Raw genomic sequence first — 24,851 nt, 5'->3', positions numbered from 1 at the left:
TGCTTGCCGTCGTTCGCCCGGTCACTCGGCTCGTCACTCGGCATTGACGCCTCCGTAGCGCTGTCCCAGCATCTCGAACAGGTCGTCGTCGGCCGCGGGCGACGGCTCGTCCCCGGTGCCCACCGGCTCGGGGGCGCCCGGCCCCCAGCGGCGCACCAGCTCGGCCATCCGCGCCATCGCGGTGGTGCGCAGCAGGTCGTCGGCGCCCAACCCGGCCAGTGCGGCCTCCACCCGCTCCAGCTCGTCGAGCACCGACGGGGTGTCGCCGTCCGGGGCCAGCTCCGCCAGCAGGTGCGCGGCCAGCGCCCGCGGCGTCGGGTGGTCGAACACCAGGGTCGGGGGCAGCCGCAGCCCGGTGGCCGCGCTGAGCCGGTTGCGCAGCTCCACCGCGGTCAGCGAGTCGAAGCCCAGCTCCTTGAACGGGCGCAGCTCCTCGATGTCGTCCGCTGAGGCGAACCCCAGCACGCCCGCGACCTGGCGGCGCAGCTGCGCCCCCAGCGCCTCGGCGCGCTCCTCGGGCCCGAGCCCGCGCAGCTGGTCGGCCACCGGCGCCTCCGGGGCGGCGGTGGCGGCGGCAGCGGGCACCAGTCCGCGCAGCACCGCGGGCAGCGCGCTGCCCCTGGCCCGCAGCGCGGCCAGGTCCAGGCGGGCGGCGAACACCAGCGCCCGCGACCCGCCCAGCGCCCGGTCGAACAGCTCCAGGCCCTCGTCGTCGCGCAGCGCGACGGTGCCCGCCCTGGCCAACCGGGCCCGCCCCGCCTCGCCCAGGTCGCCGGTGAGCCCGGTCGCCGTCGCCCACGGGCCCCACGCCAGCGACACCCCGGGCAGCCCCTCGGCGCGCCTGCGCTCGGCCAGCGCGTCCACCGCGGCGTTCGCGGCGGCGTAGTTGGCCTGCCCCGCCCCACCGAGCACACCGGCGGCGGAGGAGAACAGCACGAACGCGTCCAGGTCCATCCCCGCGGTCAGCTCGTGCAGGTGCCGGGCGCCGTCGACCTTGGCGCCGAACACCGCCGCGAGCCGGTCGCGGTCGAGCGAGGCCACCACACCGTCGTCGAGCACACCCGCGGTGTGCACGACCGCCCCCAGCTCGTGCCCCCGCAGCGCGCGGGCGAGCTGGTCGCGGTCGGCGACGTCGCAGGCGGTGATGGTGACCTCGGCGCCCGCCGCCGCCAGCTCCTCGCGCAGCGCGGCGGCGCCCGGGGCGTCGGGGCCCTGCCTGCTCAGCAGCACCAGCGAGCGGACGCCGTGCGCCGCGACGAGGTGGCGGGCCAGCAGCGCGCCCAGACCACCGGTGCCACCGGTGATCAGCACCGCGCGCGCCGGGTCCAGCCCGGTGGCGTCCCCGGCGGGGGCGGGGGCCAGCCTCGGCACGCGGGGCTTGCCGCCGCGCAGGGCCACCTGGGTCTCCCCCGCCCGCACGGCCCGAGCCACGAGGTCGGCGGGGACCTCGGCGGCGCTGTCGGTGTCGACGAGCAGGAACCGGCCCGGCGCCTCGGTCTGCGCCGAGCGCACCAGCCCCCACGCGGCCGCCAGGGCCGGGTCGGGGCGCTCGGTGCCGTCCACCGCCACCGCACCCCGGGTCACCAGCACCAGGTGGTCTGGACCCGCCGACTGCACCAGCTCCAAGGCGTGCGCGGCGGCGTCGAGCGGCGACTCGCCGGTGATGTCCGCGAACACCGCCGCCACCGGGGCGCCCGCGGGCGGCAGGTCCACCGGCACCCAGTCCACGCCCAGCACTCCGCCGCCCGCGGCCCGCTTGCCCGCCGCCAACTGCTCGGGGGTGAACGGGCGCAGCAGCAGCCCACCGACCGAGCCGAGAACAGCGCCGTGCTCGTCGGACAGGGTCATCGCGACCCCGTCCGCACCCGGGGTGATCCGCACACGGGCCGCAGTGCTACCGCTGTCGGCCAGCCGCACCCCCGTCCAGGAGAACGGCAGCTCCACCCGGGCCTCGCCGGTGCTCGGACCGTCGGCGGGGGCGTTGAGCACGTGCAGACCGGCGTCGAACAGCGCGGGGTGCAGGCGGAACCTGTCCGCGGCCTGCTCGTCCTCGGGCGCCAGGGCGATCTCGGCGAACAGCTCGTCGCCGTGGCGCCACGCCCGCCGCAGCCCCGCGAAGGTGGGCCCGTAGTGCAACCCGGCCGCCTCGGCGGAGGCGTAGAGGGCGGTCACGTCGATCTCGGTGGCCCCCGCGGGCGGCCACTGGGCGGACCCGGCGGGCGTGGCGGCGGGGGTGTCGGAGGCGAAGCCGGTGGCGTGCTTGGTCCACGGTTCGCCCTCGGTGGCGTCTTCGCGCAGCGAGAACACCTCGACCGGGCGGCGGCCGTCCTGCGCGGCGCCCACCGCGACCTGGAGCCGCAGCGCCGCCCCCGGCGGCAGCACCAGCGGCGTGGCCAGGGTCAGCTCGTCCAGGTGCGCGCACCCCGCCCGGGTGGCCGCGGTCAGGGCCAACTCCACGAACGCCGTGCCCGGCAGCAGGACGGTGCCCGCGACGGCGTGGTCTGCCAGCCAGGGGTGGGTGGTGGTGGAGACCCGGCCGAGCATCGCGAACCCGCCGGTGCCGGGCAGGTCCACCACCGCGCCCAGGAACGGGTGCCCGGTGGCACCCAGCCCCGCCGCCAGCGCCCCGGCGGTGTCGGCGGCCGACCCGCGCGGCCAGTGGTGGCGGCGCTGGAACCGGTAGGTGGGCAGGCGCGTGGCCAGCTCGGTGGGGACGCGCCGCAGCGGCTCGGGGACCTCGGCGAACACCGCGTCCCAGTCTGGGTCGACGCCGTGGGCGTGGGCGCGGGCCAACGCGGTCAGGAACTCCCCCGGACCACCGTGGCCGCGGCGCAGCGACCCGAGGGCGACCGCGGGGGCGGCCAGTTCATCGATGGTGCCCTCGATGCCCAGCACCAGCACCGGGTGCGGGCTCATCTCCAGGAACACCCCGTGCTCGCGGTCGAGCAGGGCGCGCACCCCGTCGTCGAAGCGCACCTGCTCGCGCAGGTTGTCGTACCAGTACTCGGCGGTCAGCTCGGCGGTGTCGACCACGCGCCCGCGCACGGTCGAGTGGAACGCCACGTCCCCGCTGACGGGGGCGATGCCCGCCAGGGCGGTGAGCAGGTCGTCGCGGATGCGCTCGACGTGCTCGGAGTGCGAGGCGTAGTCCACCGGCACCTGCTTGGCGCGCACGCCCCGGGCCTCGCAGTCGGCCAGGAACGCGGGGATGGCGCCAGCGTCACCGGAGACGGTGGTCGAGCGCGACCCGTTGCGCGCGGCCACGGCGAGCCCGTTCGCGTGGGCCAGCACGGACGCCTGCTCGGCGGGCAACCCCACCGACACCATGCCGCCCAACCCGCTCAGCGCGCGCAGCGCCTTGCTGCGCAGGGTCACCACCCGCGCGGCGTCGGCGAGCGACAGCCCACCGGCGATGTGCGCGGCGGCGATCTCGCCCTGGGAGTGGCCCAGCACGGCCGCGGGCTCCACCCCGTGCGCGCGCCACAGCCGTGACAACGCGACCATCACCGCGAACAGCGCCGGTTGCACCACGTCGATCCGGTCCAGGCCGGGCGCCCCCGCGGCGCCGGTCAGCACCTCGACCAGCGACCAGTCGACGTGCTCGGCGAAGGCGCGCTCGCAGTCCAGCACCGCGGCGCGGAACACCGGCGCCGACTCGAACAGCTCCGCGCCCATGCCCGCCCACTGCGCGCCCTGGCCGGGGAAGACGAACACCGGCTTGCCGGCGACCGCCGCGCTGCCGCGCACCACGCGCTCGTCCTCGGCGCCGGTGGCCACGGCGTCGAGCCCGGCCAGCAGCCCGGCGCGGTCTTCGGCCAGGACGGCGGCGCGGTGGTCGAACCGGCCGCGGGTGGTGGTCAGCCGGTGGGCCACGGCGGCGGGGTGCCAGTCGGCGTCGGCCGCCAGGGTCGCCCGCAGCGCCGCGGCCTGGTCGGCCAGGGAGGTCGTCGTGCGGGCCGAGAGCACCAGCGGCACCCGGGGGCCGTCCTCGGCGGCGGGCACCGGGTCCGGGGCGGGGTCGTGCTCCAGGACGACGTGGGCGTTGGTGCCCCCGATCCCGAACGCCGACACCGCGCCCCGGCGGGGGCGGTCCACCTGGGGCCACGGCCGGTTCTCGGTGATCAGCTCCACCGCGCCCGCGGTCCAGTCGACGTGGGTGGACGGGGCGTCGACGTGCAGGGTGCGCGGCAGCGTGCCGTGCCGCATCGACTCCACCAGCTTGATCAGCCCGGCCATGCCCGCCGCGGCCTGGGTGTGGCCGAGGTTGGACTTCACCGACCCCAACCACAGCGGCTCAGCGCGGTCCTGCCCGTAAGTGGCCAGCAGGGCTTGCGCCTCGATCGGGTCGCCCAGCGTGGTGCCGGTGCCGTGCGCCTCCACCACGTCCACCTCGGACGGCGCCAGCCCGGCGTCGGCCAGCGCCCGGGTGATCACCCGCTGCTGGGAGGGCCCGTTGGGGGCGGTCAGCCCGTTGGAGGCGCCGTCGGAGTTCACCGCGCTGCCGCGCACGACCGCGAGCACGTGGTGCCCGGCCCGGCGGGCGTCCGACAGCCGCTCCACCACCACGACCCCGGCGCCCTCGCCCCAACTGGTGCCGTCGGCGGCGTCGGCGAAGGCCTTGCACCGGCCGTCGGCGGCCAACCCGCCCTGCAGCTCGAACTCCGCGAACAGGCCCTCGGTGGCCATCACGCTGACCCCGCCGACCAGCGCCAGCCCGCACTCGCCGCGGCGCAGCGCCTGCACCGCCAGGTGCACCGCGACCAGCGACGACGAGCACGCCGTGTCCACCGACAGCGTCGGCCCCTCCAGGCCCAGCACGTAGGCGATGCGCCCGGACGCCACGCTCGGGGAGGTACCGGTGACGGCGAAGCCCTTCGCCTCGTCCAGCCCGCCCCCCGCGTCCTGGTACACCGAGTGCGACAGGCCGATGAACACCCCGGTGTCGCTGCGGCGCAGGCCGTGCGGGTCGATCCCGGCGCGCTCCAGCGCCTCCCAGGCGCACTCCAGGGTCAACCGCTGCTGCGGGTCCATGCCCAGCGCCTCGCGCGGGGAGATGCCGAAGAACTCCGCGTCGAACTCGGTGGCGGTGTGCACGAACCCGCCGACCCCGCCGGTGGCCGTCCAGCCGCGGTCGACCGGGAACGGGCCGATGGCGTCGGTGCCCGCGGCCACCAGCTCCCACAGCGCGGCGGGCGAGTCCGCGCCGCCGGGGAACCGGCAGGCCATGCCGACGATCGCGATCGGCTCGTCCGCCGAGGCGCGTGGCGCGGTCGTGGCCGGTGCCGGGGTGGTGCCCGCCAGCGAGTCGAGCAGGAACCCGGCCAGCGCGGTGGCGTCCGGGTAGTCGAAGACCAGCGAGGCCTGCAACCGCAGCCCGGTCGCGGCCGAGAGCCGGTTGCGCAGGTCGACCGCGGTCAGCGAGTCGAACCCGAGGTCCTTGAACGTGCGGTGCGGGTCGACGTCGCGCGCGCTGGCGTGGCCCAGCACCCCGGCGACCTCCCGGCGCACCACGTCCACCACAAGCTCGTGCCGCTGCCCGGCCGCGACCCCGGCCAGGGCGGCGGCCAGCCCACCCGTGGCCGCGCCGGTGCGGGCGGTGCGGCGGCGGGCGGGGCCGACGACCCCGCGCAGCAGCGGCGGCACCTGGTCGGCCACGGTCGCCGGTCCGCCGACGAGGACGGGCGCGAGCACCGCCTCCGGCGAGTCCAGGGCCGCGTCCAGCAGGGCCATCCCGCTGGCGGCGTCGAGCATCCGCAGCCCGCCGCGGGCCATGCGGGCGGTGTCGGCGGCCGACAGCCTGCCCACCGTGCCGCCCTCCCACGGCCCCCACGCCAGCGACGTGGCGGGCAGGCCGAGGGTGTGGCGGTGGCGGGCGAAGGCGTCGAGGGCAGCGTTGGCGGCGGCGTGGTTGCCCTGCCCCGCGCTGCCGAGCAGGCCCGCGATCGAGGAGAACAGCACGAAGTGGCTGAGCTGGTGGTCCTCGGTCAGCTCGTGCAGCCACCGCGCGCCGTCCAGCTTGGCCGCGAGCGTGCGGTCGAGGTGACCGGGGGTCAGGCCGGTCAGCACGGCGTCGTCGACGACCCCGGCGGCGTGGAACACCGACCCCACCCGCTCGACCTCGTCGAGGGCGGCGGCCAGCGCGGCGCGGTCGGCCACGTCGCAGGCGCGGACGCGGGCCGTCGCGCCCAGGGCCGTCAGCTCCGCCGCCAGCTCCGGGGCCGAGCCCGTGCGGCTGAGCAGCAGCAGGTCGCGCACCCCGTGGTGGGTCGCCAGGTGCCGGGCGACCTCGGCGCCGATGTCGCCGGTGCCGCCGGTGATCACCGCCGTGCCCTCGGCCACCGGCCGCGCCGGCCCCCGCGGTCCGCGTGGCTTGGCCAGGCCCAGCACCCGGCACTCCCCGCCGCGCAGCACGGCCTCGCCCAGCCCGGCCGCGAGGACGGCGGGCAGCAGCGGCACGGACGCCTCGTCGGTGTCCACCACGGCGAACCGGTCCGGGTGCTCGGTGGTGGCCGAGCGCACCAGGCCCCACACCGCCGCCCCCGCCAAGTCCACCGCGTCGTCGTCCTCGCCCATGGCACCCCGGGTGAGGACCACCAACCGGTCCTCGCCCGCCAAGGCGTCCTGCAACGCAGCGAGCACCCGGTGGGTCTGCTCGCGCGGCTCACCCCCTGCCACGCACAACGCCCGCGCGGCACCGGGCAGCCCGACGACGCCGAAGACGTCCTCGCCCACGACCTGCCACGTGTCCGGGCCCGGCTCGGCGGCGGGCAGGTCCACCGGGGTCCACCGCAGCTCCAGCAGCGGCTCGGCGGCGGTGGTGGCGGCGAACGCGGTCGGGTCGACCGGACGCAGGGTCACCGCCTGCGCGGCGACCACGAGGTCACCCGCGTCGTCCACCGCGACCAGCGACACCGCATCGGCACCGGCCGGGGCCAGCCGGACGCGCACCCGCTCGGCGCCCACCGCGCCCAGGGTGACCCCGTCCCAGGAGAACGGGACCTTGGCTGCGCCCTCCGACACCAGCGCGACCCCCTGCAGGGCGGCGTCGAGCAGCGCCGGGTGCACCACGTGCTCGGCGGCAGAGGCGGGCTCGGGCAGGTGCACGTCGAGGAACACCTCAGTGCCGCGCCGCCACGCCCGCTCCAGGCCGCGGAACACCGGCCCGTAGGCGATGCCCGCCGCGGCCAGGTCGTCGTGGAACCCGCCCAGGTCCACCGGCTTAGCGCCCTCCGGGGGCCACTGCGCGGCGAAGGCGGTGTCGGCGGCGTCGGCATCGGCATCGGCATCGGCATCGGCGGACAGCGTTCCGGTGGCGTGCAGCGTCCACGGCGCGTCCTCGGCCGCCCCCTCCGGGCGGGAGTGGATGCCGACGGTGGTGCCGTCCAGCACCACCTGCACCCGCACGGCCCCGGTCGCGGGCAGCACCAGCGGGGCCACCAGCGTCAGGTCGTCGAGGGTGTCGCAGCCGAGCACGTCGCCCGCGCGCAGCGCCAGGTCCACGAAACCGGTGCCGGGGAACACGACCGACCCGCCCACGGCGTGATCGCCCAACCACGGGTGCTCCCCGGTGCCGACCCGGCCGGACAGCACCGACCCACCCCCGGCCAGGGCGGTCGCCGCCCCGAGGAACGCGTGGTCGGTGACCCCGGTCAGGCCCAGCGCGCCCACGTCCCGGCGCTGCCGGGTCGCCGTGGGCCAGAACCGCTTGTGCTGGAACGGGTAGGTGGGCAGCGGCACCACCGAGGCGGGCGGCACGGCGGCGGCCCAGTCCACGTGCGCGCCGCGCACGTGTGCCTCGGCAAGCGAGGTCAGGAACCGGGTCAGCCCGCCCTCCTCGCGGCGCAGCGACCCGACGGCAATGCCCCGGGAACCGCGCGCTTCCACGGACTCCTGCACCGCCATGGTCAGCACCGGCTGCGGGCTCAGCTCCACGAACACGTCGTGCCCGGAGTCGATCAACGCGCCCACGACCGGCTCGAACCGCACCACCTGGCGCAGGTTGCGGTACCAGTAGTCCGCGTCCAGCTCGCCGCCCTCGACCGGGGAACCGGTGACGGTGGAGAAGAACGGCACCGAGCACCGCCCCGGCTCCACCACGCCCAGGGCCGCGGTCAGCTCGGCGTGGATGCGTTCGACGTGGGCGGTGTGGGAGGCGTAGTCCACCGGAATCCGCCGCGTGCGCACCTGCTGGGCGGCCCACCGGCGTTCCAGCTCGTCGAGCGCGCCGACCTCCCCCGCCACCACCACCGCGGCGGGCCCGTTGACCGCGGCGACGGCGGCACCCGGCACGTCCGCCAGCTCGGCCTCGACCTCGGCGTGCGGCAACCGCACCGACAGCATCCCGCCGGTGCCGCGCAGCGCGGCCAGCGCCCGGCTGCGCACGGCCACGACCCGGGCGGCCTCCGCCAGCGAGAGCGCGCCCGCCACGTGCGCGGCGGCGATCTCCCCCTGGGAGTGCCCGATGACCGCGGCGGGCTCGACGCCGTGCGCCCGCCACAGCGCCGCCAGCGACACCATCACCGCGAACAGGGCCGGTTGCACCACGTCCACCCGGTCCAGCGACGCGGCGCCGGGCTCGTCGCGCAGCACCGCGGTCAGCGACCAGTCGACGTGCGGGGCCAGCGCGGCCTCGCAGGCGCGGATGCGCTCGGCGAACACCGGCGAGGTCGCCAGCAGCTCGCGGCCCATCCCCGCCCACTGGGCGCCCTGCCCGGGGAAGACGAACACCACCCGCCCGTCGAGGTCGGCGGTGCCCTCGACGGCGGTGGCGGTCGGGGTGCCCGCGGCGAGCGCGCGCAGGGCGGTGGTGAAGTCGGCGGGCTCGGTGCCGACGACGACGGCGCGGCGGCCCAGGGTGGCGCGTGTGCGCAGCAGCGAGTGCGCCACGTCGGCGGGGGCGGCGTCCACCTCGCCCAACAGCGCCGCCTGGGCGCGCAGGGCGTCGGTGTCGGCGGCGGAGAGCAGCCACGGCAGGGCGTGACTGGTGGTCGTCGGCTCCGGGGTGGGCAGCGGGTCGCCCTGTTCGAGGACGACGTGGGCGTTGGTGCCGCTCACGCCGAACGACGACACCGCCGCGCGGCGCGGGCGGTCCGACTCCGGCCACGCGCAGTCCTCCTGCACGACCCGCACCGCGCCCGCGGCCCAGTCCACGCGCGTCGTGGGGCGGGTGACGTGCAGGGTGCGCGGCAACAGCCCGTGCCGCATCGCCTGCACCACCTTGATCACACCCGCCAGGCCCGCGGCGGCCTGGGTGTGGCCGATGTTGGACTTGAGCGACCCCAGCAGCAGCGGCTCGTCCGCGGGCCGGTCCTGCCCGTAGGTGGCCAGCAGGGCCTGGGCCTCGATCGGGTCACCCAGCGCGGTCCCCGTGCCGTGCGCCTCCACGACGTCCACATCGGACGACGACAGGCCCGCGTCGGCCAGCGCCCGGGTGATCACCGCCTGCTGCGACGGACCGTTGGGGGCGGTCAGGCCGTTGGAGGCGCCGTCGGAGTTCACCGCCGAACCCCGGATCACCGCGAGCACCGGGTGGTTGTTGCGGCGTGCGTCGGACAGCCGCTCCACCACGACCACGCCCACGCCCTCGGCCCACGCGATGCCGTCCGCGCCCTCCGCGAACGCCTTGCACCGCCCGTCCGCCGACAACGTGCCCTGCCGGGCGAACTCGACGAACGCCCCAGGCGTCGTCATCACCGTCACCCCGCCGACCAACGCCGACGAGCACTCCCCGCGCCGCAGCGACAGCACCGCCTGGTGCAGGGCCACCAGCGACGACGAGCACGCGGTGTCCACCGACAGGGCGGGCCCTTGCAAGCCCAGGGCGTAGGCGACGCGGCCGGACAGCACCGACGCCAGCGTGCCCGTCGCGACGTGCCCGGCCACCTCCTCCACCCCGCCGAGCGCGGCCAGCAGCGCCGGGTAGTCCTGCCCGCTGGTGCCGACGAACACCCCCGTGTCCGTCCCGGCCAGCGCGGTCGGGGCGATCCCGGCCGACTCCAGCGCCTCCCACGCGCACTCCAGCAGCAGCCGCTGCTGGGGGTCCATCGCCAGCGCCTCGCGCGGGGAGATGCCGAACAGGCCCGCGTCGAACCCGCCGACGTCGTCGAGGAACCCGCCCACCGGCAGCGCCCCGGCCCCGGCCAGCTCCGCCAGGTCCCAGCCGCGGTCGGCGGGCACCTCGCGGATCGCGTCGGTGCCCGCGGCCACCAGTTCCCACAGCTGCTCGGGCGTCCCGACCCCGCCGGGGTAGCGGCAGGCCATGCCCACCACCGCCACCGGTTCGACGCGCTGGTCCTCCAGCTCGCGCACCCGCCGGTTCGCCTCGCGCAGCTCGGTCGTCGCGCGCTTGAGGTAGTCGCGCAGTTTCTGCTCAACGCTCACCGGAGCACTCCTTGGGTGGTGGGTCAGCGTGCGCCGAACTCGCCGTCGAGGGCGTCGAAGAGCTCGTCGTCGGTCGCGTCGGTCAGGTCGGCGGCGTCCTCGGCCGCGGGCTCGGGCTCGGCGGCCCGCCCGGTGACCGCCAGGGCCAGCTCGGTGAGCCGCCGCTGCACGGTGAGCCGCTCGGTGGCCGACAGGTCCGCCCCGCTCAGCCCGGCGCGCACCCGGTCGAGGTCGTCGAGCAGCGCCGCCAGCGGGCGCCCGCCGTCGTCGAGCAGCCGGTGCAGGTGGTCGGCCAGCGCGGCCGGGGTGGGGTGGTCGAAGACCAGGGTCGCGGGCAGCGCCTCACCGGTGGCGCCGGAGAGCGCGTTGCGCAGCTCCACGGCGGTCAGCGAGTCGAAGCCCATCTCCTGGAAGGCGCGCGCGGCGGGCACGTCGGCGGGCCCGGCGAACCCGAGCACGGCCGCGACCTCGGCGCGCACCAGGTCCAGCACCGCGGTGCGCCGGGCGGCACCGGCCAGCGCGGACAGCTCGCGCAGGAACCGCCCGTCGCCCGCGGGCTCCGGCGCGGTGGTGGTCTCGGCGCCCGCGATGCCGTCGAACAGCGCGCTCGGCCGCAGCGCGGTGAAGGCGGGGGCGAAGCGGCTCCAGTCGACCTCGGCGAACACCGCCGCGGTCGCCCCGGACCCGACCAGCCGGGCCATGCCCGCCAGGGCCGCGGCCGGGTCGATCAGCGGCAGCCCGCGGCGGGCCAGCTGCTCGGCGCCGCCCTCGGCCACGGCGAGACCGGCGCCCGCCCAGGGGCCCCAGGCGATCGCGGTGGCGGGCAGGCCCGCGGCGCGGCGGCGCTCGGCCAGCCCGTCGAGGTGGGCGTTCGCCGCGGCGTAGGCGCCCTGGGCGCCGCTGCCCCACACCCCGGCGATGGAGGAGAACAGCACGAACGCGTCCAGGTCCAGGTCGCGGGTCAGCTCGTGCAGGTGCTCGGCGCCGCCGACCTTCGCCGCGCGGACCCGGTCCAGCTCGGCGGTGGTCATCTCGCCCAGCGGGCAGGACTGGCCGACCCCCGCCGCGTGCACCACGGCCGTGAGCGGGTGCTCGGCGGGCACGGCGGCCAGCACCGCGGCGAGGGCGTCGCGGTCGGCGACGTCGCACGCGGCGAAGGTGACACCCGCGCCGAGCGCCGCCAGTTCCGCGCGCAGCTCGGGGGTCTTGGCCTCGCCCGCGCGGCTGACCAGGACGAGGTGGTCGGCGCCCGCGCGGGCGGCCCAGCGGGCGACCTCCACGCCGAGACCGCCGGTGCCGCCGGTGATCAGCACCGTGCCGCGCGGGGTCCACTCGGCCTCGGGCGACCCGCTGAGGCGGACGACGCGGCGCCCGGACACCTGCGAGCCGCGCACCCGCACCTGGTCGTCGGCGTAGTCGCCGGACAGCACCGCGCAGACGGCGTCGACCGACTCGGCGGTCAGCGGGCCGGACACGTCCACCAGCCCGCCCCAGCGCGCGGGCTGCTCCAGCGCGGCGACCCTGCCGAGGCCTCGGATGCCCGCCGCCTGCTCGTCATCGACGGTCAGGCACCACAGCGGCCCCTGGACGTCGACGTCGGCCGCGGCCTGCACCAGGGCGAGCAGGTCGTCCACCGAGCCCGGGAGCGCCAGCACACCCGCGCCCGCGGGCACCTTCACCGCGTCGCGCAGCGCGACCCGGTCCCACTCGGGCACCGCGCGCACCTCGGCGTCGGGCAGCGCCCCCGCCAGCAGCGCCGCGGCCGCGTCGTCCTCCGCCGCGAGCACCACCCACTCACCCGGCGCGTCGGCCACGCCCCGCGCCAGCGGCTGCCAGGTGACCTCGTAGCCGTTGGCGTGCAGGGGGTGGCGCGCGGCGGCGGGCGCCAGCCAGTAGCGCTCGCGCTGGAACGGGTAGGTCGGCAGGGTGACGGGGGGCTGCTCGGTGTCGAAGGCCGCGGTCCAGTCGATCGGGGTGCCCTGGGTGTAGAGGGCGGCGAACCCGGACATCGCCGTGATCGCCCCCGGGCGGCCCGCCCGTTGCAGCGCCGTCACCTGGACCGGCTCGTCGCCGCACTCGTGGATGGCCGAGGACAGCACCGCGTCCGGGCCGACCTCCACGAAGCGCCGCACGCCCCGGCCGATCAGGTGGGTGATGCCGTCGGCGAAGCGCACCGGCCTGCGCACGTGCGACACCCAGTACTGCGGGGAGCACAGCAGCTCGGGCTCGACGAGCGCACCGGTCACGTTGGACACCACGGGCAGCCGCGGCGGGTGGTAGCGCACCTCGGCCGCCGCGCGGGCGAAGTCGGCCACCATCGCGTCGACCCGCGGCGAGTGGAACGCGTGGCTCACCGGCAACCGCCGCGTCTTGCGCCCGTCGGCGGCGACGGCCGCGGCGATCTCCAGCACGGCGTCGGTGTCGCCGGAGAGCACCACCGAGCGCGGGGAGTTCACCGCGGCGATCCCCACCTCCCCGGTGCGCCCGTCCAGCAGCGGCAGCAGCTCGTCCTCGGTGGCCTCCACCGCCACCATCGCCCCGCCCTCGGGCAGGGCCTGCATCAGCCTGCCCCGGGCGGCGATGAGCGCGCACGCGTCGGGCAGGGTCAGCACACCGGCGACGTGGGCGGCGGTCAGCTCGCCGATGGAGTGGCCGATGAGGTAGTCGGCGCGCACGCCGAAGGACTCCGCCAGCCGCCACAGCGCGACCTCGTGGGCGAACAGCGCGGCCTGGGTGCAGGCGGTGCGGTCGAGCCGCTCGCCGCCGGTGAACATCGCCTCCCGCAGCGGGTGGTCCAGCAGCAGGTCGAACTGCGCGCAGATCTCGTCGAGCGCCGCGGCGAACACCGGGTGCCGCTCGTGCAGGTCGCGGCCCATGCCCGGCCGCTGCGCGCCCTGCCCCGCGAACACCGCCGCGAGCGGGCCGGGGTCGGCGGGGGCCGCGCCGGTGGTCAACCCGGGCGCCCGCCCGCCCTCGGACAGCGCGCGCAGCCCGGCGCGCAGGTCGTCCGGGCCGGGGCCGAGGACGACCGCGCGCAGCGGCAGGCCGGTGCGGGAGCGGGCGAGCGCGGCGCCGACCGCGGTCGCGGGCGCGTCCGCGGCGGCCACGCGGCCAGCCTGCGCGGCGAGGGCGCGCGGGTCGCGGGCCGAGAGCACCCACGGCACCACGGCCGCCGTCGCAGGCACCGGGGCGGTCGGCGGGGCCTGTTCGAGGATGACGTGGGCGTTGGTGCCGCTGATGCCGAACGACGACACGCCCGCGCGGCGCGGGCGCCCGGTCTGCGGCCACGCCCGCTGCTCGGTCAGCAGCCGCACGCTGCCCGCGGTCCAGTCGACGTGGGTGGAGGGGACCTCGGCGTGCAGGGTGCGGGGCAGCAGCCCGTGCCGCATCGCCTGCACCACCTTGATCACCCCGGCGACACCGGCGGCGGCCTGGGTGTGGCCGATGTTGGACTTGATCGAGCCCAGCCACAGCGGCTCGGCGCGGTCCTGGCCGTAGGTGGCCAGCACCGCCTGCGCCTCGATCGGGTCACCGAGGCGGGTGCCCGTGCCGTGCGCCTCCACCACGTCGACCTCCGCGGCGGTGAGCCCGGCGTCGGCCAGCGCCCGGCGGATCACCCGCTCCTGCGACGGCCCGTTCGGCGCGGTCAACCCGTTGGATGCGCCATCGGAGTTCACCGCCGAACCGCGCAGCACGGCCAGCACCCGGTGCCCGTTGCGCCGCGCGTCCGACATCCGCTCCACGACCACGACGCCGACGCCCTCGGACCACCCGGTGCCGTCGGCGTCGTCGGAGAACGCCTTGCACCGGCCGTCGGAGGCCAGCCCGCCCTGGCGCCCGAACTCCACGAACGCCCCCGGCGTGGCCATCACGGTCACCCCACCGGCCAGCGCCAGCGAGCACTCCCCGCGCCGCAGCGCCTGCGCCGCCCAGTGCAGCGCCACCAGCGACGACGAGCACGCGGTGTCCACCGACACCGCCGGGCCCTCCAGCCCCAGCGCGTAGGCGATCCGCCCGGACACCACGCTCGGCGCCGACCCGGTGAGCCCGTAGCCGCGCGCTGCCTCCTCCGCGGCGGCCTCCACCGCGGCCTGGTAGCCGGAGTAGGTCACGCCCATGAACACGCCCGTGTCCGAGCGGCGCAGCGACACCGGGTCGATCCCGGCGTCCTCCAGCGCCTCCCACGCGTTCTCCAGCACCACCCGCTGCTGCGGGTCCATCGACAGCGCCTCGCGCGGGGAGATCCCGAAGAACGCGGCGTCGAAGTCGGCGGCGCCGTCGAGGAACCCGCCCTCGGCGCGCACGTCCCAGCCGCGGTCGGCGGGGAACGGGCCGATGCCCTCCCGGCCGTCGACCACCAGGTCCCAGCAGTCCTGCGGCGAGGCGATGCCCCCCGGCAGGCGGCAGGCCATGCCCACCACGCACACCGGGTCGTCGTCGAGCGGGACCGCGGGCGCCACCGGGGTCCCGGTGGTCGGCGCGGCGGTGGCGGCGGCGCCGGTGAGCCGGGTGCGCAGGTCGGCGGCCAGCGCGCGCGGGGTGGGGAAGTCGAAGACGGCGGAGGCGGGCAGCGCCGTGCCGGTGGCGGTGACGAGCCGGTCGCGCAGCTCCACCGCGGTCAGCGAGTCGAACCCGAGGTCGCGGAACGGGCGGTCGACGTCGAAGCGACCGCTGTCGTGGTGGCCGAGCACCACAGCGCCGTGCTCGCGCACCAGGTCGACCAGCACCCGGTCGCGCTCGACCTCGGGCAGCGGCGCGAGCACCTCGGCCAGCCCGCCGCCCCGCTCGGCCGGGCGCGGCCCCTCGACGGCGGCGCGCGCGGCGGGGATCTCGGTGAACAGCCCGGCCATGCCCGCGGCGGCGAAGGGCGGCACCAGCCGCGCCCAGTCCGCGTCGGCCACCACGGCGAACGCCTCGCCCCCGGCGACCACCCGGTCCAGCGCGGCGAAGCCGACCTCGGGGGCGATGCGCGCCAGCCCGCGGCGGTGCAGCTCGCGCACCACCTCGGTGTCGCCCGCCATGCCCGCGCCCTCCCACGGGCCCCACGCCACCGACGTCCCGGCCAGGCCGAGCCCGCGCCGGTGGTCGACGAGGCCGTCGAGGAAGGCGTTGCCCGCCGCGTAGGCGCCCTGGGCGCCCGAGCCCCACACGCCCGCGACGGAGGAGAACGCCACGAACAGCGCCAGGTCCAGGTCCCGGGTGACCTCGTGCAGGTTCCACCCGCCGACCACCTTGGCGCGCACCACGTCCGCGAACCGCTCCCAGGACAGGTCCACCACCAGGTCGTTCTCGACCACGCCCGCCGCGTGCAGCACCCCGCGCAGCGGCGGCCCGGCCGCGCCGACGCGGTCGACCACCGCGGCCAGGCCCACCCGGTCGGCCACGTCGCAGGCGTGCACCTCCAGCGCCACACCGCGCTCGGCCAGCCGCTCCCGCAGCCGAGCCACCCCGTCGGCGCCCGCGCCCCGGCGGCTCAGCAGCGCGATCCGCGCCACCCCGTGCCCGGCCAACCAGTCCGCGGCCAGCAGCCCCAGCGCGCCGGTGCCCCCGGTGACGAGCACCGTGCCGCCCTTGAGCGACGGGACCCGCCCGGCGGCACCGGAGTCGCGGTGGGGCACCAGCCGCCGCCCGAAGACCCCGGACGGGCGCAGGGCGATCTCGTTCTCCCCCGGCACACCACCGCACACCGCCGACGCCACCCGCGCCCACGTCCCGGTGCCCACCGGCCCGGCGGGCACGTCCACGACACCGCCCCAGGCGCCGCCGCGCTCCAACCCCACCACCCGGCCCAGGCCCCACAGCCCCGTGGCGACGGGCGAGCCGACCGACTCCCCGACACCCACGGCCACACCGCCGCGGGTCACGCACCACAGCGGGGCGGTGACGTCGAGGTCGGCCAGGCTCTGCGCGACCACCGCCAGCTCCCACAACCCGCCCACGGCCGCCTCACCCGGCTCGTCCCAGGCGGGCAGGCACACCACCCCGGCGGGCGGCTCGCCCACCACGTCGCGGATGCGCGCGGCCACGTCCTCGCGCGTCACCCCCACGCCGAGCCCGACCACCGCCGTGCGCGCCCCGCAGGCCCGCAGCGACGCGGCGAGCGCTTCCACCGCGCCCTCGGCACCCGCGGCGGCCAGCAGGACCCACAGGCCCGCGGTCGTCGCGCGGGTCGGGGTCAGCGACACCCAGCGCACCGCGTACCGGCAGGACTCGACGATCGACTGCTCCTCGACCCGCCGCCGCCACGACCCGAGCACCGACACCACGCCCGCCACGCCCTCGACGCGCGTGCCCGGCCCGGCCCCCAGCAGCTCGGCCACCCCGGCGACGTCCTCGCACGCCACCAGTTCCCACAGCCGGTCGGTGGGGCCGCGGTCGGCCTCGGCCACCCGCTCGGCGGGTGTGGGCCAGAACCGCTCGCGCTGGAACGGGTACGTGGGCAGGTCCACCACGCGCGGGGACAGGCCGTCGAACGCCGCGGTCCAGTCCACCGGCACCCCGCGCACCCACAGCTTGCCGACCCCGGTGAGCAGCGCGTGCTCCTCGGTGGGCGACTCGCCGCCCAGCGGGACCACGGGCAGCTCGGCCAGCGCGCCTGCGGCGGGGGTCAGCACGCCGCGCGGTCCGACCTCGACGACGGCGTCGACCCCGCGGGCCACCAGCTCGGCGTAGCCGTCGGCGAAGCGCACGGCCTCGCGGGCGTGGCGCACCCAGTAGCGGGGGTCGGTCAGGTCGGCGTCGGCGCGCCCGGTCAGGTTGGAGATCACCGGCAGCGTGGGCGGCGAGGCGGTGAGCCCGCGCACGACCTGCTCGAACTCCGCCAGCGCGGGTTCGACGAGCGGGGAGTGGAAGGCGTGGCTGACCGCGAGCCGGGTGGTGCGGCGGTCGGCGAACCGCGCGGCGAGCGCGTCGACCTCGCTGTCCACACCGGACACCACGACCGCGCGCGGGCCGTTGACCGCGGCCAGCGAGGTGCCGGCGGTCAGCAGCGGGCGCACCTCGTCCTCGGTGGCCTCCACGGCGAGCATCGCCCCGCCGGGCGGCAGCGCTTGCATGAGCCTGCCGCGGGCGGCGACGAGCGCGCACGCGTCGGCCAGCGACCACACCCCCGCCACGTGCGCGGCGGCGATCTCCCCGACCGAGTGCCCCAGCAGCACCTCCGGGCGCACGCCCCAGGACTCCAGCAGCCGGAACAGCGCCACCTCGTAGGCGAACAGCGCGGGCTGGGTGAAGCGGGTCTCGTCGAGGCCGTCGCCGGTGGTCATGGCCCGCTCGACGGCGGGGTCGAAGTGCGCGCAGACCTCGGCCAGGGCGTTGGCGAACACCGGGAACCGCGCGCGCAGCCGCGCGCCCATACCCGGGCGCTGGGCACCTTGGCCGGAGAACAACGCGCCGACCCGGCCCGCGCCACCGACCCGGCCGCGCACCGGCAGCACCCCGAGGCCAGCCCGCACCTCGTCGAGGTCCCCGCCCACGACCACGGCCCGCTCGTCCAGCGCCGCCCGGGTGGTGGCCAGCGACCACGCGGCGTCCACCACGGGGCCGGACACGCCGGCGAGCCGTTCGGCCTGGGCGCGCAGCCCGCTCTCGTCGCGCGCGGACAGCACCCACGGCACCACCGCAGCCGGGCCCGGCTCGGCGTGCTCGTCCTCCGGGACCTCTTCCAGGATCACGTGCGCGTTGGTGCCGCTGATGCCGAACGACGACACGCCCGCGCGCCGGGGCCCCTCGGAGTCCCAGGGGCGGGCGGAGGTCAGCAGCTCCACCGACCCGGCCGTCCAGTCGACGCGGGTGGTGGGCTCGGCGGCGTGCAGGGTGCGCGGCAGCACCCGGTGCCGCATCGCCTGGATCATCTTGATCACCCCGGCCACGCCCGCGGCGGCCTGGGTGTGGCCGATGTTGGACTTCACCGACCCGAGCAGCAGCGGGCCGCGCGCGCGACCCCGGCCGTAGGTGGCCAGCAGGGCCTGGGCCTCGATGGGGTCCCCGAGCACCGTGCCGGTCCCGTGCGCCTCCACCGCGTCGACCTCGTCCGCGCCCAGGCCCGCGTCGGCGAGGGCGTGGGTGATCACCCGCTGCTGGGCGGGCCCGTTGGGGGCGGTCAGCCCGTTGGACGCGCCATCGGAGTTGACTGCGGAACCGCGCACGACGGCCAGCACCCGGTGCCCGAGCCGCTGTGCCTCGGACAGCCGCTCCACCACCAGCACCCCGATGCCCTCGCCCCACGCGGTGCCGTCGGCGTCGTCGGAGAACGCCTTGCAGCGGCCGTCGGCGGCCAACCCGCCCTGGCGGGCGAACTCCGCGAACACCGCCGGGGTCGACATCACCGTCACCCCGCTCACCAGCGCGAGCGAGCAGTCCCCGGCGCGCAGCGCCCGCACCGCCCAGTGCAGGGCCACCAGCGACGACGAGCACGCGGTGTCCACCGACACCGCCGGGCCCTCCAGCCCCAGCGCGTAGGCGACGCGGCCGGAGAGCACCGAGGAGATGTTGCCGATCGCCGCGTGCCCGCTGACCTCGGCGCCCTCCACGGCGCCGGTGAGCAGGCCGGGGTAGTCCTGGCCGTTGGTGCCGACGAACACCCCGGTCGACGAGCCGCGCAGGCCCTCGGGGTCGATCCTGGCCCGCTCCAGCGCCTCCCACGACACCTCCAGCAGCAACCGCTGCTGCGGGTCCATCGCCAGCGCCTCGCGCGGGGAGATGCCGAAGAAGTCCGCGTCGAACTCCCCGACGCCGCTGAGGAAGCCGCCCACCGCGCCCGGCTCCCCGGCACCGTCCCAGCCGCGGTCGGCGGGGAAACCGGTCATCGCGTCGACCCCGCCCGCGAGCAGGTCCCAGAACTCCTCCGGGCCGCTGACCCCGCCGGGGAACCGGCAGGCCATGCCCACCACGGCGATCGGCTCGTGCTCCCTGGCCCCGGCCTCGGCCAGCTCCTGCCGGGTCCGGTGCAGGTCGGCGGTCACCTTCTTGAGGTAGCCGAGCAGCTTCTCGTCGTCGGTCATGCCCGCCTCCCGTGCCCGGCCGCGGTGCGCGCGCCGGGCGTCACGACAGCCCCAGCTCGCGCTCGATGAAGTCGAACACCTCGTCCTTGCTCGCCGCCGCCAGCGCCTCGGCCGCGCCACCGGCGGCCGGGGCGGCCCCGGTGCCGCCCGCGCCCGCGAGCCGCCGCAGCCGGGCCAGCACCCCGGCGCGGGCCGGTTCGTCGGCCAGCGCGGCGAGCCCGGCCTCCAGCTCGTCGAGCACCGCCGCCAGCCGCTCGGCCGGGTCGGCGGCCGCCGGGGCGAGCCAGGCGCGCAGCACCCCGGCCACGGCCAGCGGGGTGGGGTGGTCGAACACCAGCGTCGGCGGCAGCGCCAGCCCGGTCGCCGCCGCCAGCGCGTTGCGGAACTCCACCGCGGTCAGCGAGTCGAACCCGAGGGTGGCGAACGGGGCCCGGGCGCCGATCGCGGCGCTGTCGCGGTGGCCCAGGACGGCGGCGGCGTGCTCCTGGACGAGGGTGAGCAGCACGCGCGCCTGGTCCGCCTCGGACAACCCGCCCAGCTCCAGCGCGGGCGCCGCCCGCTCCACCGGGACGTCCACAGGGGACAGACCGGTGACCAGGGCGGCGTGCGGGGTGGACCGGTAGCCCGCGCCGAACACGGCCCAGTCGATGTCGGCCACGGCGACGTGCGCGTCCCCGGACTCCACCGCGTCGCGCAGGCAGTCCAGCGCGGTCGCCGGGTCGAGGGGCGTCATGCCGTTGCGCCGCAACCGGTCGGCGGCGCCCGGGTCGGCGGCCATGCCGCCACCGGCCCACGGGCCCCAGGCGATCGAGGTCACCGGGCGCCCGGCGGCTCGGCGGGCGTGGGCGAAGGCGTCGAGGTGGGCGTTGGCGGCGGCGTAGTTGGCCTGCCCCGCCGAACCGACCGTGGCGGCCAGCGAGGAGAACACGACGAACGCGTCCAGCTCCAGGTCCGCGGTCAGCTCGTCGAGGTGCTCGGCGCCGAGCTTCTTGGCCGCGAGCACCGTGCGCAGCCGGTCCGGGGTGAGCGAGCCGATCGTGGCGTCGTCGAGCACACCGGCGGCGTGCACGACCGCGGTCAGCGGGTGCTCGGCCGGGATGGCCGCGATCACCCGGGCCAGCGCGTCCCGGTCGGTGACGTCGCAGGCGACGGGGACGACGGCCGCGCCCGGCGCGTCGGTGAGCCCGGTGCCGCTGCGGCTGAGCAGCAGCACGCGGTCGGCCCCGGCGTCGGCGGCCCAGCGGGCGACCGCGCCGCCCAGCGCGCCCGAACCGCCGGTGACGAGCACCGTGCCCGCGGGCTTCCAGGACCCGGCGGGGGTCGCGGGGTCGCGGGCGAGCCTGCGGGCCAGCACGGCGTCCCCGCGCACGGCCACCTGCCTGTCGTCGAACCCGCCCGCGAGGACGGCCAGGACGCTGCGGGCGGTGGGCGCGTCGACCTCGGCGGGCAGGTCGAGCAACCCGCCCCAGCGGTCGGGGTGCTCCAGCCCGGCGACCAGGCCGAAGCCCCACACCTGGTGGGCGTCGGGGTCCGGCGTGGTGCCGCCCGCCGGGACGGCCTCGGTCGTGGCCAGCCACAGCGGGGCGCCGAACTCGGCATCACCGAGCGCCTGCACCACGGCCAGCGCGTCCTCCACCCCTGCGGGCAGGGCGAGCACCCCGGCGCAGTCGATGCCGCGCAGCGCCCCGGCTAGGGTCGCGCGGTCGGCGTTGGCGACGCGGTGGACCTCCACCCCGCCGCCGAGCAGGGCATCGACGACGGGGTGGGAAGCCGGTGCCCCCACCACGACCCACGTGCCGGTGGGGGTGGCGGTGCGGGCGGTGACGGGGATCCAGTCGACGCGGTGGCGCAGCCGGTCGCGGTCCGGCCCGGGCAGGCGCAGCTGCGGCCAGAAGCGGGTGTGCCGGAACGCGTAGGTGGGCAGGTCGACGACCCGGCCGTCCGGGAACACCCGCGCCCAGTCGGGGCCGTGGCCGCCCACGTGCAGGGCCGCGGCGGCGCGCACCAGCCGGGTGGGCTCGTCGTCGTCGCCGCGCAGCGAGGCCACGGCGGTGTGCTCGGGGGCGAGTTCACCGGCCAGGGCGGTCAGCGAGGCACCGGGTCCGACTTCCAGGAACCCGGTGACACGCCGGTCGAGCAGGGCTCCGACGGCGTCCCCGAACCGGACCGCGGACCGCACCTGGTCGACCCAGTAGGCGGGCGTCGCGACCTCCGCCCCGGCGGGTTCGCCGGTGGCGGTGGAGATCATCGCCGCGGACGGCGGCGCGAAGTCGGTCTTCGCGGCCACCGCGGCGAACTCGGCGCACATGGGTTCCATCAGGGACGAGTGAAACGCATGAGAGACCCGCAAACGCCTAGTCTTGCGGCCGCGCTCGGCGAACACCGCCTCCACTGCGGAAACGGCGTCCTCCGGGCCGCTGACGACCGTCGAGCCGGGGCCGTTGACGGCCGCGACGTCCACCGACCCTGCCGCTGCGGCCACCACCTCGGCCTCGGACGCGGCCACCGACAGCATCGCGCCGCCCGCGGGCAGCGCGCCCATGAGCCGCCCGCGCGCCTCCACCAGTGCGCACGCGCCCGCCAGGTCGAACACCCCGGCGAGGTGGGCGGCGGCGAACTCACCGACCGAGTGCCCGACGAGGAAGTCCGGTCGCACCCCCCACGACTCCCACAGCCGCGCCAGGGCGACCTCGACGGCGAACAGCGCGGGCTGGGCGAACTCGGTGCGCTCCAACCGCCGCTCGTCCCCGTCGACCACCTCCCGGACAGGGCCGGAGAAATGCCCGCACACCTCGTCGAACGCCTCGGCGAACACGGGGAAGGCCCGGCGCAGTTGCGTCCCCATGCCCACGCGCTGCGCGCCTTGGCCGGGGAACAGGAACGCCAAGCGCCCGCTGCCCGCCTCACCGCGCAGTACGTTCGGCGCCCCGCGCCCGGCAGCTATCGCCTCCAAGCCCAGGCGCAAGTCGGCGGTGGTGGTGCCGAGCACAGCCGCCCTGTGGGTGAGCGCGGCCCGTGTGGTGCCCAGGGAGACGGCCAGGTCAGCGGGCGAGGTCGTGCCCAGGGCGTCGTGCAGCCGAGCGGCTTGGGCGGCGAGCGCGTCCGCACCGCGGGCTGACAGCACCCACGCGCGCGGGGCCTCGACCGGGTCCACCGCCGGGGCGGCGGGCTCGTCCGGGGCTTGCTCCAGGATCAGGTGGGCGTTGGTGCCGCTGACGCCGAACGCCGACACCCCCGCCCGCAGCGGCCGGTCGGTCTGCCACGGGGTTGGCTCGGTGGCGATCCGCACGGTGCCCGCCGACCAGTCCACGTGCGGGGTCGGCTCGTCGGCGTGCAGGGTCCTGGGCACCAGGCCGTGCCGCATCGCCTGGATCACCTTGATCACCCCGGCGACGCCCGCGGCGGCCTGGGTGTGGCCGATGTTGGACTTCACCGACCCCAGCAGCAGCGGACGGGCGCGCTCGCGGCCGTAGGTGGCGAGGATGGCCTGCGCCTCGATCGGGTCGCCCAGCGCGGTCCCGGTGCCGTGCGCCTCCACCACGTCCACGTCCGCGGCGTCGACCCCGGCGGCGGCGAGCGCCTGCGTGATCACTCGCTGCTGGGCGGGTCCGTTCGGGGCGGTGAGGCCGTTGGAGGCGCCGTCGGAGTTGACCGCGCTGCCGCGCACGACCGCCAGCACCCGGTGCCCGAGGCGCCGCGCGTCGGACAGCCGCTCCAGCACCAGCACACCGACGCCCTCGGCCCAGCTCGTGCCGTCCGCGCCCGCGCCGAAGGCCTTGCAGCGCCCGTCCGGGGCCAGCCCGCCCTGCCTGCCGAACTCCGCGAACGCGCCCGGGGTGGACATCACGGTGATGCCGCCCGCCAGGGCCATCGAGCACTCCCCCGCGCGCAGTGCCTGCCCGGCCGAGTGCATCGCGACCAGGGCCGACGAGCAGGCGGTGTCGACGGTGACGGCGGGCCCGCGCAGGCCGAGCACGTAGGACACCCGGCCCGCCAGCACCGCGGCGGCGTTGCCGATGCCCGCGTGCCCCTCCACGTCCGCCGTCGCGTGCTGGAGCAGGGCGCCGTAGTCCTGGCCGTTGGTGCCGACGAACACCGCCGTGTCGGTCTCGCGCAGCGACAGCGGGTCGATCCCGGCGTGCTCCACCGCCGCCCACGCGGTCTCCAGCAGGACGCGCTGCTGCGGGTCCATCGCCAGCGCCTCGCGCGGGGAGATGCCGAAGAACCCGGCGTCGAACCCGGTGGCGTCGGAGAGGAACCCGCCGCGCGCGGTCGCGGTGACCGACCCCGGCCACCCCCGGTCGGCGGGGGCTGCGGTGATCGCGTCGCGGCCCGCGGCGAGCAGGTCCCAGAGCTGGTCGGCGTCCTCGACCCCGCCGGGGAAGCGGCAGCCGATGCCGACGACCGCGATGGGGTCGTCGCTGGTCCGCCGCCGCTGCGCCACCGGGGCGATGTCCAGCCCGGCCAGCAGGGCCGCCGCCAACGCGGCGGGGGTGGGGTGGTCGTAGACGAGGGTGCCGGGCAGGGTGAGCCCGGTCGCGCCGGTGAGCCGGTTGCGCAGGTCCAGCGCGGTCAGCGAGTCGAACCCGAGGTCGCCGAAGGCGCGGTCGGGTTCGACGTCGTCGGGCCCGTCGTGGCCCAGCGCGGCGGCGGCGTGCACCCGGACCAGCTCCAGCACCCGGTGCCCCCGCTCGGCCTCGGGCACCTCCCGCAGGACGTCCGCGGCGGTGCGCGGCGCGGTGGCGGGGCGGCGCTCGACGAGGTCGCCCAGCAGCGGCGACCCGGCACCGGCGAACACCGCCCAGTCCACGTCGGCCACCACGACCGCGGGGGTGCGCCCGCCCATCGCCCGGTCCAGCGCGGCCAGCGCCGCCTCGGGCCGCAGCGGCGGCAGCCCGCCGCGGGCCAGCCTGCCGCTGGTGGTGGCACCCGCGGCCATGCCCGCCCCGGCCCACGGGCCCCAGGCGATCGACAGGCCCGCGAGCCCCCGGGACGCCCGGTGCTCGGCCAGGGCGTCGAGGTAGGCGTTGGCGGCGGCGTAGTTGGCCTGCCCCGCCGAGCCCAGCACCGCGGCCAGCGAGGAGAACAGCACGAACGCGCCGACGTCCCCGACCAGCTCGTGCAGGTTGCGCGCGGCGAGCAGCTTCGGCCGCAGCACGGTGGCGAGCCGGTCGGGCGTCAGGCCGTCGAGCGTGCCGTCGTGCAGGACCCCCGCGGTGTGCACCACCGCGCCCAGCTCGCCCACCTCGTCGAGCAGCGCCGCGAGCTGGTCGCGGTCGGCGGCGTCGCAGACGGCGACGGTGACCTGGGCCCCCGCGGCGCGCAGGTCGGCGGCCAGGTCCTCGGCGCCGGGGGCAGCCGGTCCGCGCCTGCTGATGAGCACGAGGTCGCGGGTGCCCTGGCTGACCAGGTGGCGGGCCACCAGCGCGCCCAGCCCGCCGGTGCCGCCGGTGATCAGCACCCGCCCGC

3 protein-coding genes (1 of these 3 cut by a window edge) are annotated in these 24,851 nt (G+C 77.5%); all 3 read right to left on the bottom strand.

Annotated features, from left to right (window positions below):
• Nucleotides 1–33 precede the first annotated feature (33 nt).
• Tightly spaced (at most 40 nt apart), the 3 genes in view from BJP25_RS10830 to BJP25_RS10820 form a layout consistent with a single transcriptional unit that may run on beyond the window.
• The gene (locus BJP25_RS10830) at nt 34–10,380 is read right to left on the bottom strand and encodes a type I polyketide synthase (protein ID WP_075974679.1); all 10,347 of its coding nucleotides are present in this window, start codon (nt 10,378–10,380) and stop codon (nt 34–36) included.
• A 23-nt stretch (nt 10,381–10,403) separates the two neighbouring features.
• On the bottom strand, nt 10,404–19,382 hold the full coding sequence (locus BJP25_RS34815) for a type I polyketide synthase (protein ID WP_075974678.1): 8,979 nt from the start codon (nt 19,380–19,382) through the stop codon (nt 10,404–10,406).
• Nucleotides 19,383–19,422: 40 nt separating this feature from the next.
• On the bottom strand, nt 19,423–24,851 hold the 3' portion of the coding sequence (locus BJP25_RS10820) for a type I polyketide synthase (protein ID WP_075974677.1). Its footprint extends 3,280 nt past the window's final position; 5,429 of the gene's 8,709 nt are visible here — the last part of the coding sequence; its start codon lies off the right edge, out of view; it ends in the stop codon at nt 19,423–19,425.

This window comes from Actinokineospora bangkokensis, from assembly GCF_001940455.1.
Lineage (GTDB): Bacteria > Actinomycetota > Actinomycetes > Mycobacteriales > Pseudonocardiaceae > Actinokineospora > Actinokineospora bangkokensis.
This window is presented reverse-complemented; position numbering and strand designations above follow the sequence as displayed.

Bases quoted from the DNA above. Each gene is read 5' to 3' on its own strand.
- BJP25_RS34815 (WP_075974678.1), bottom strand. From the start codon at position 19,382: ATGACCGACGACGAGAAGCTGCTCGGCTACCTCAAGAAGGTGACCGCC.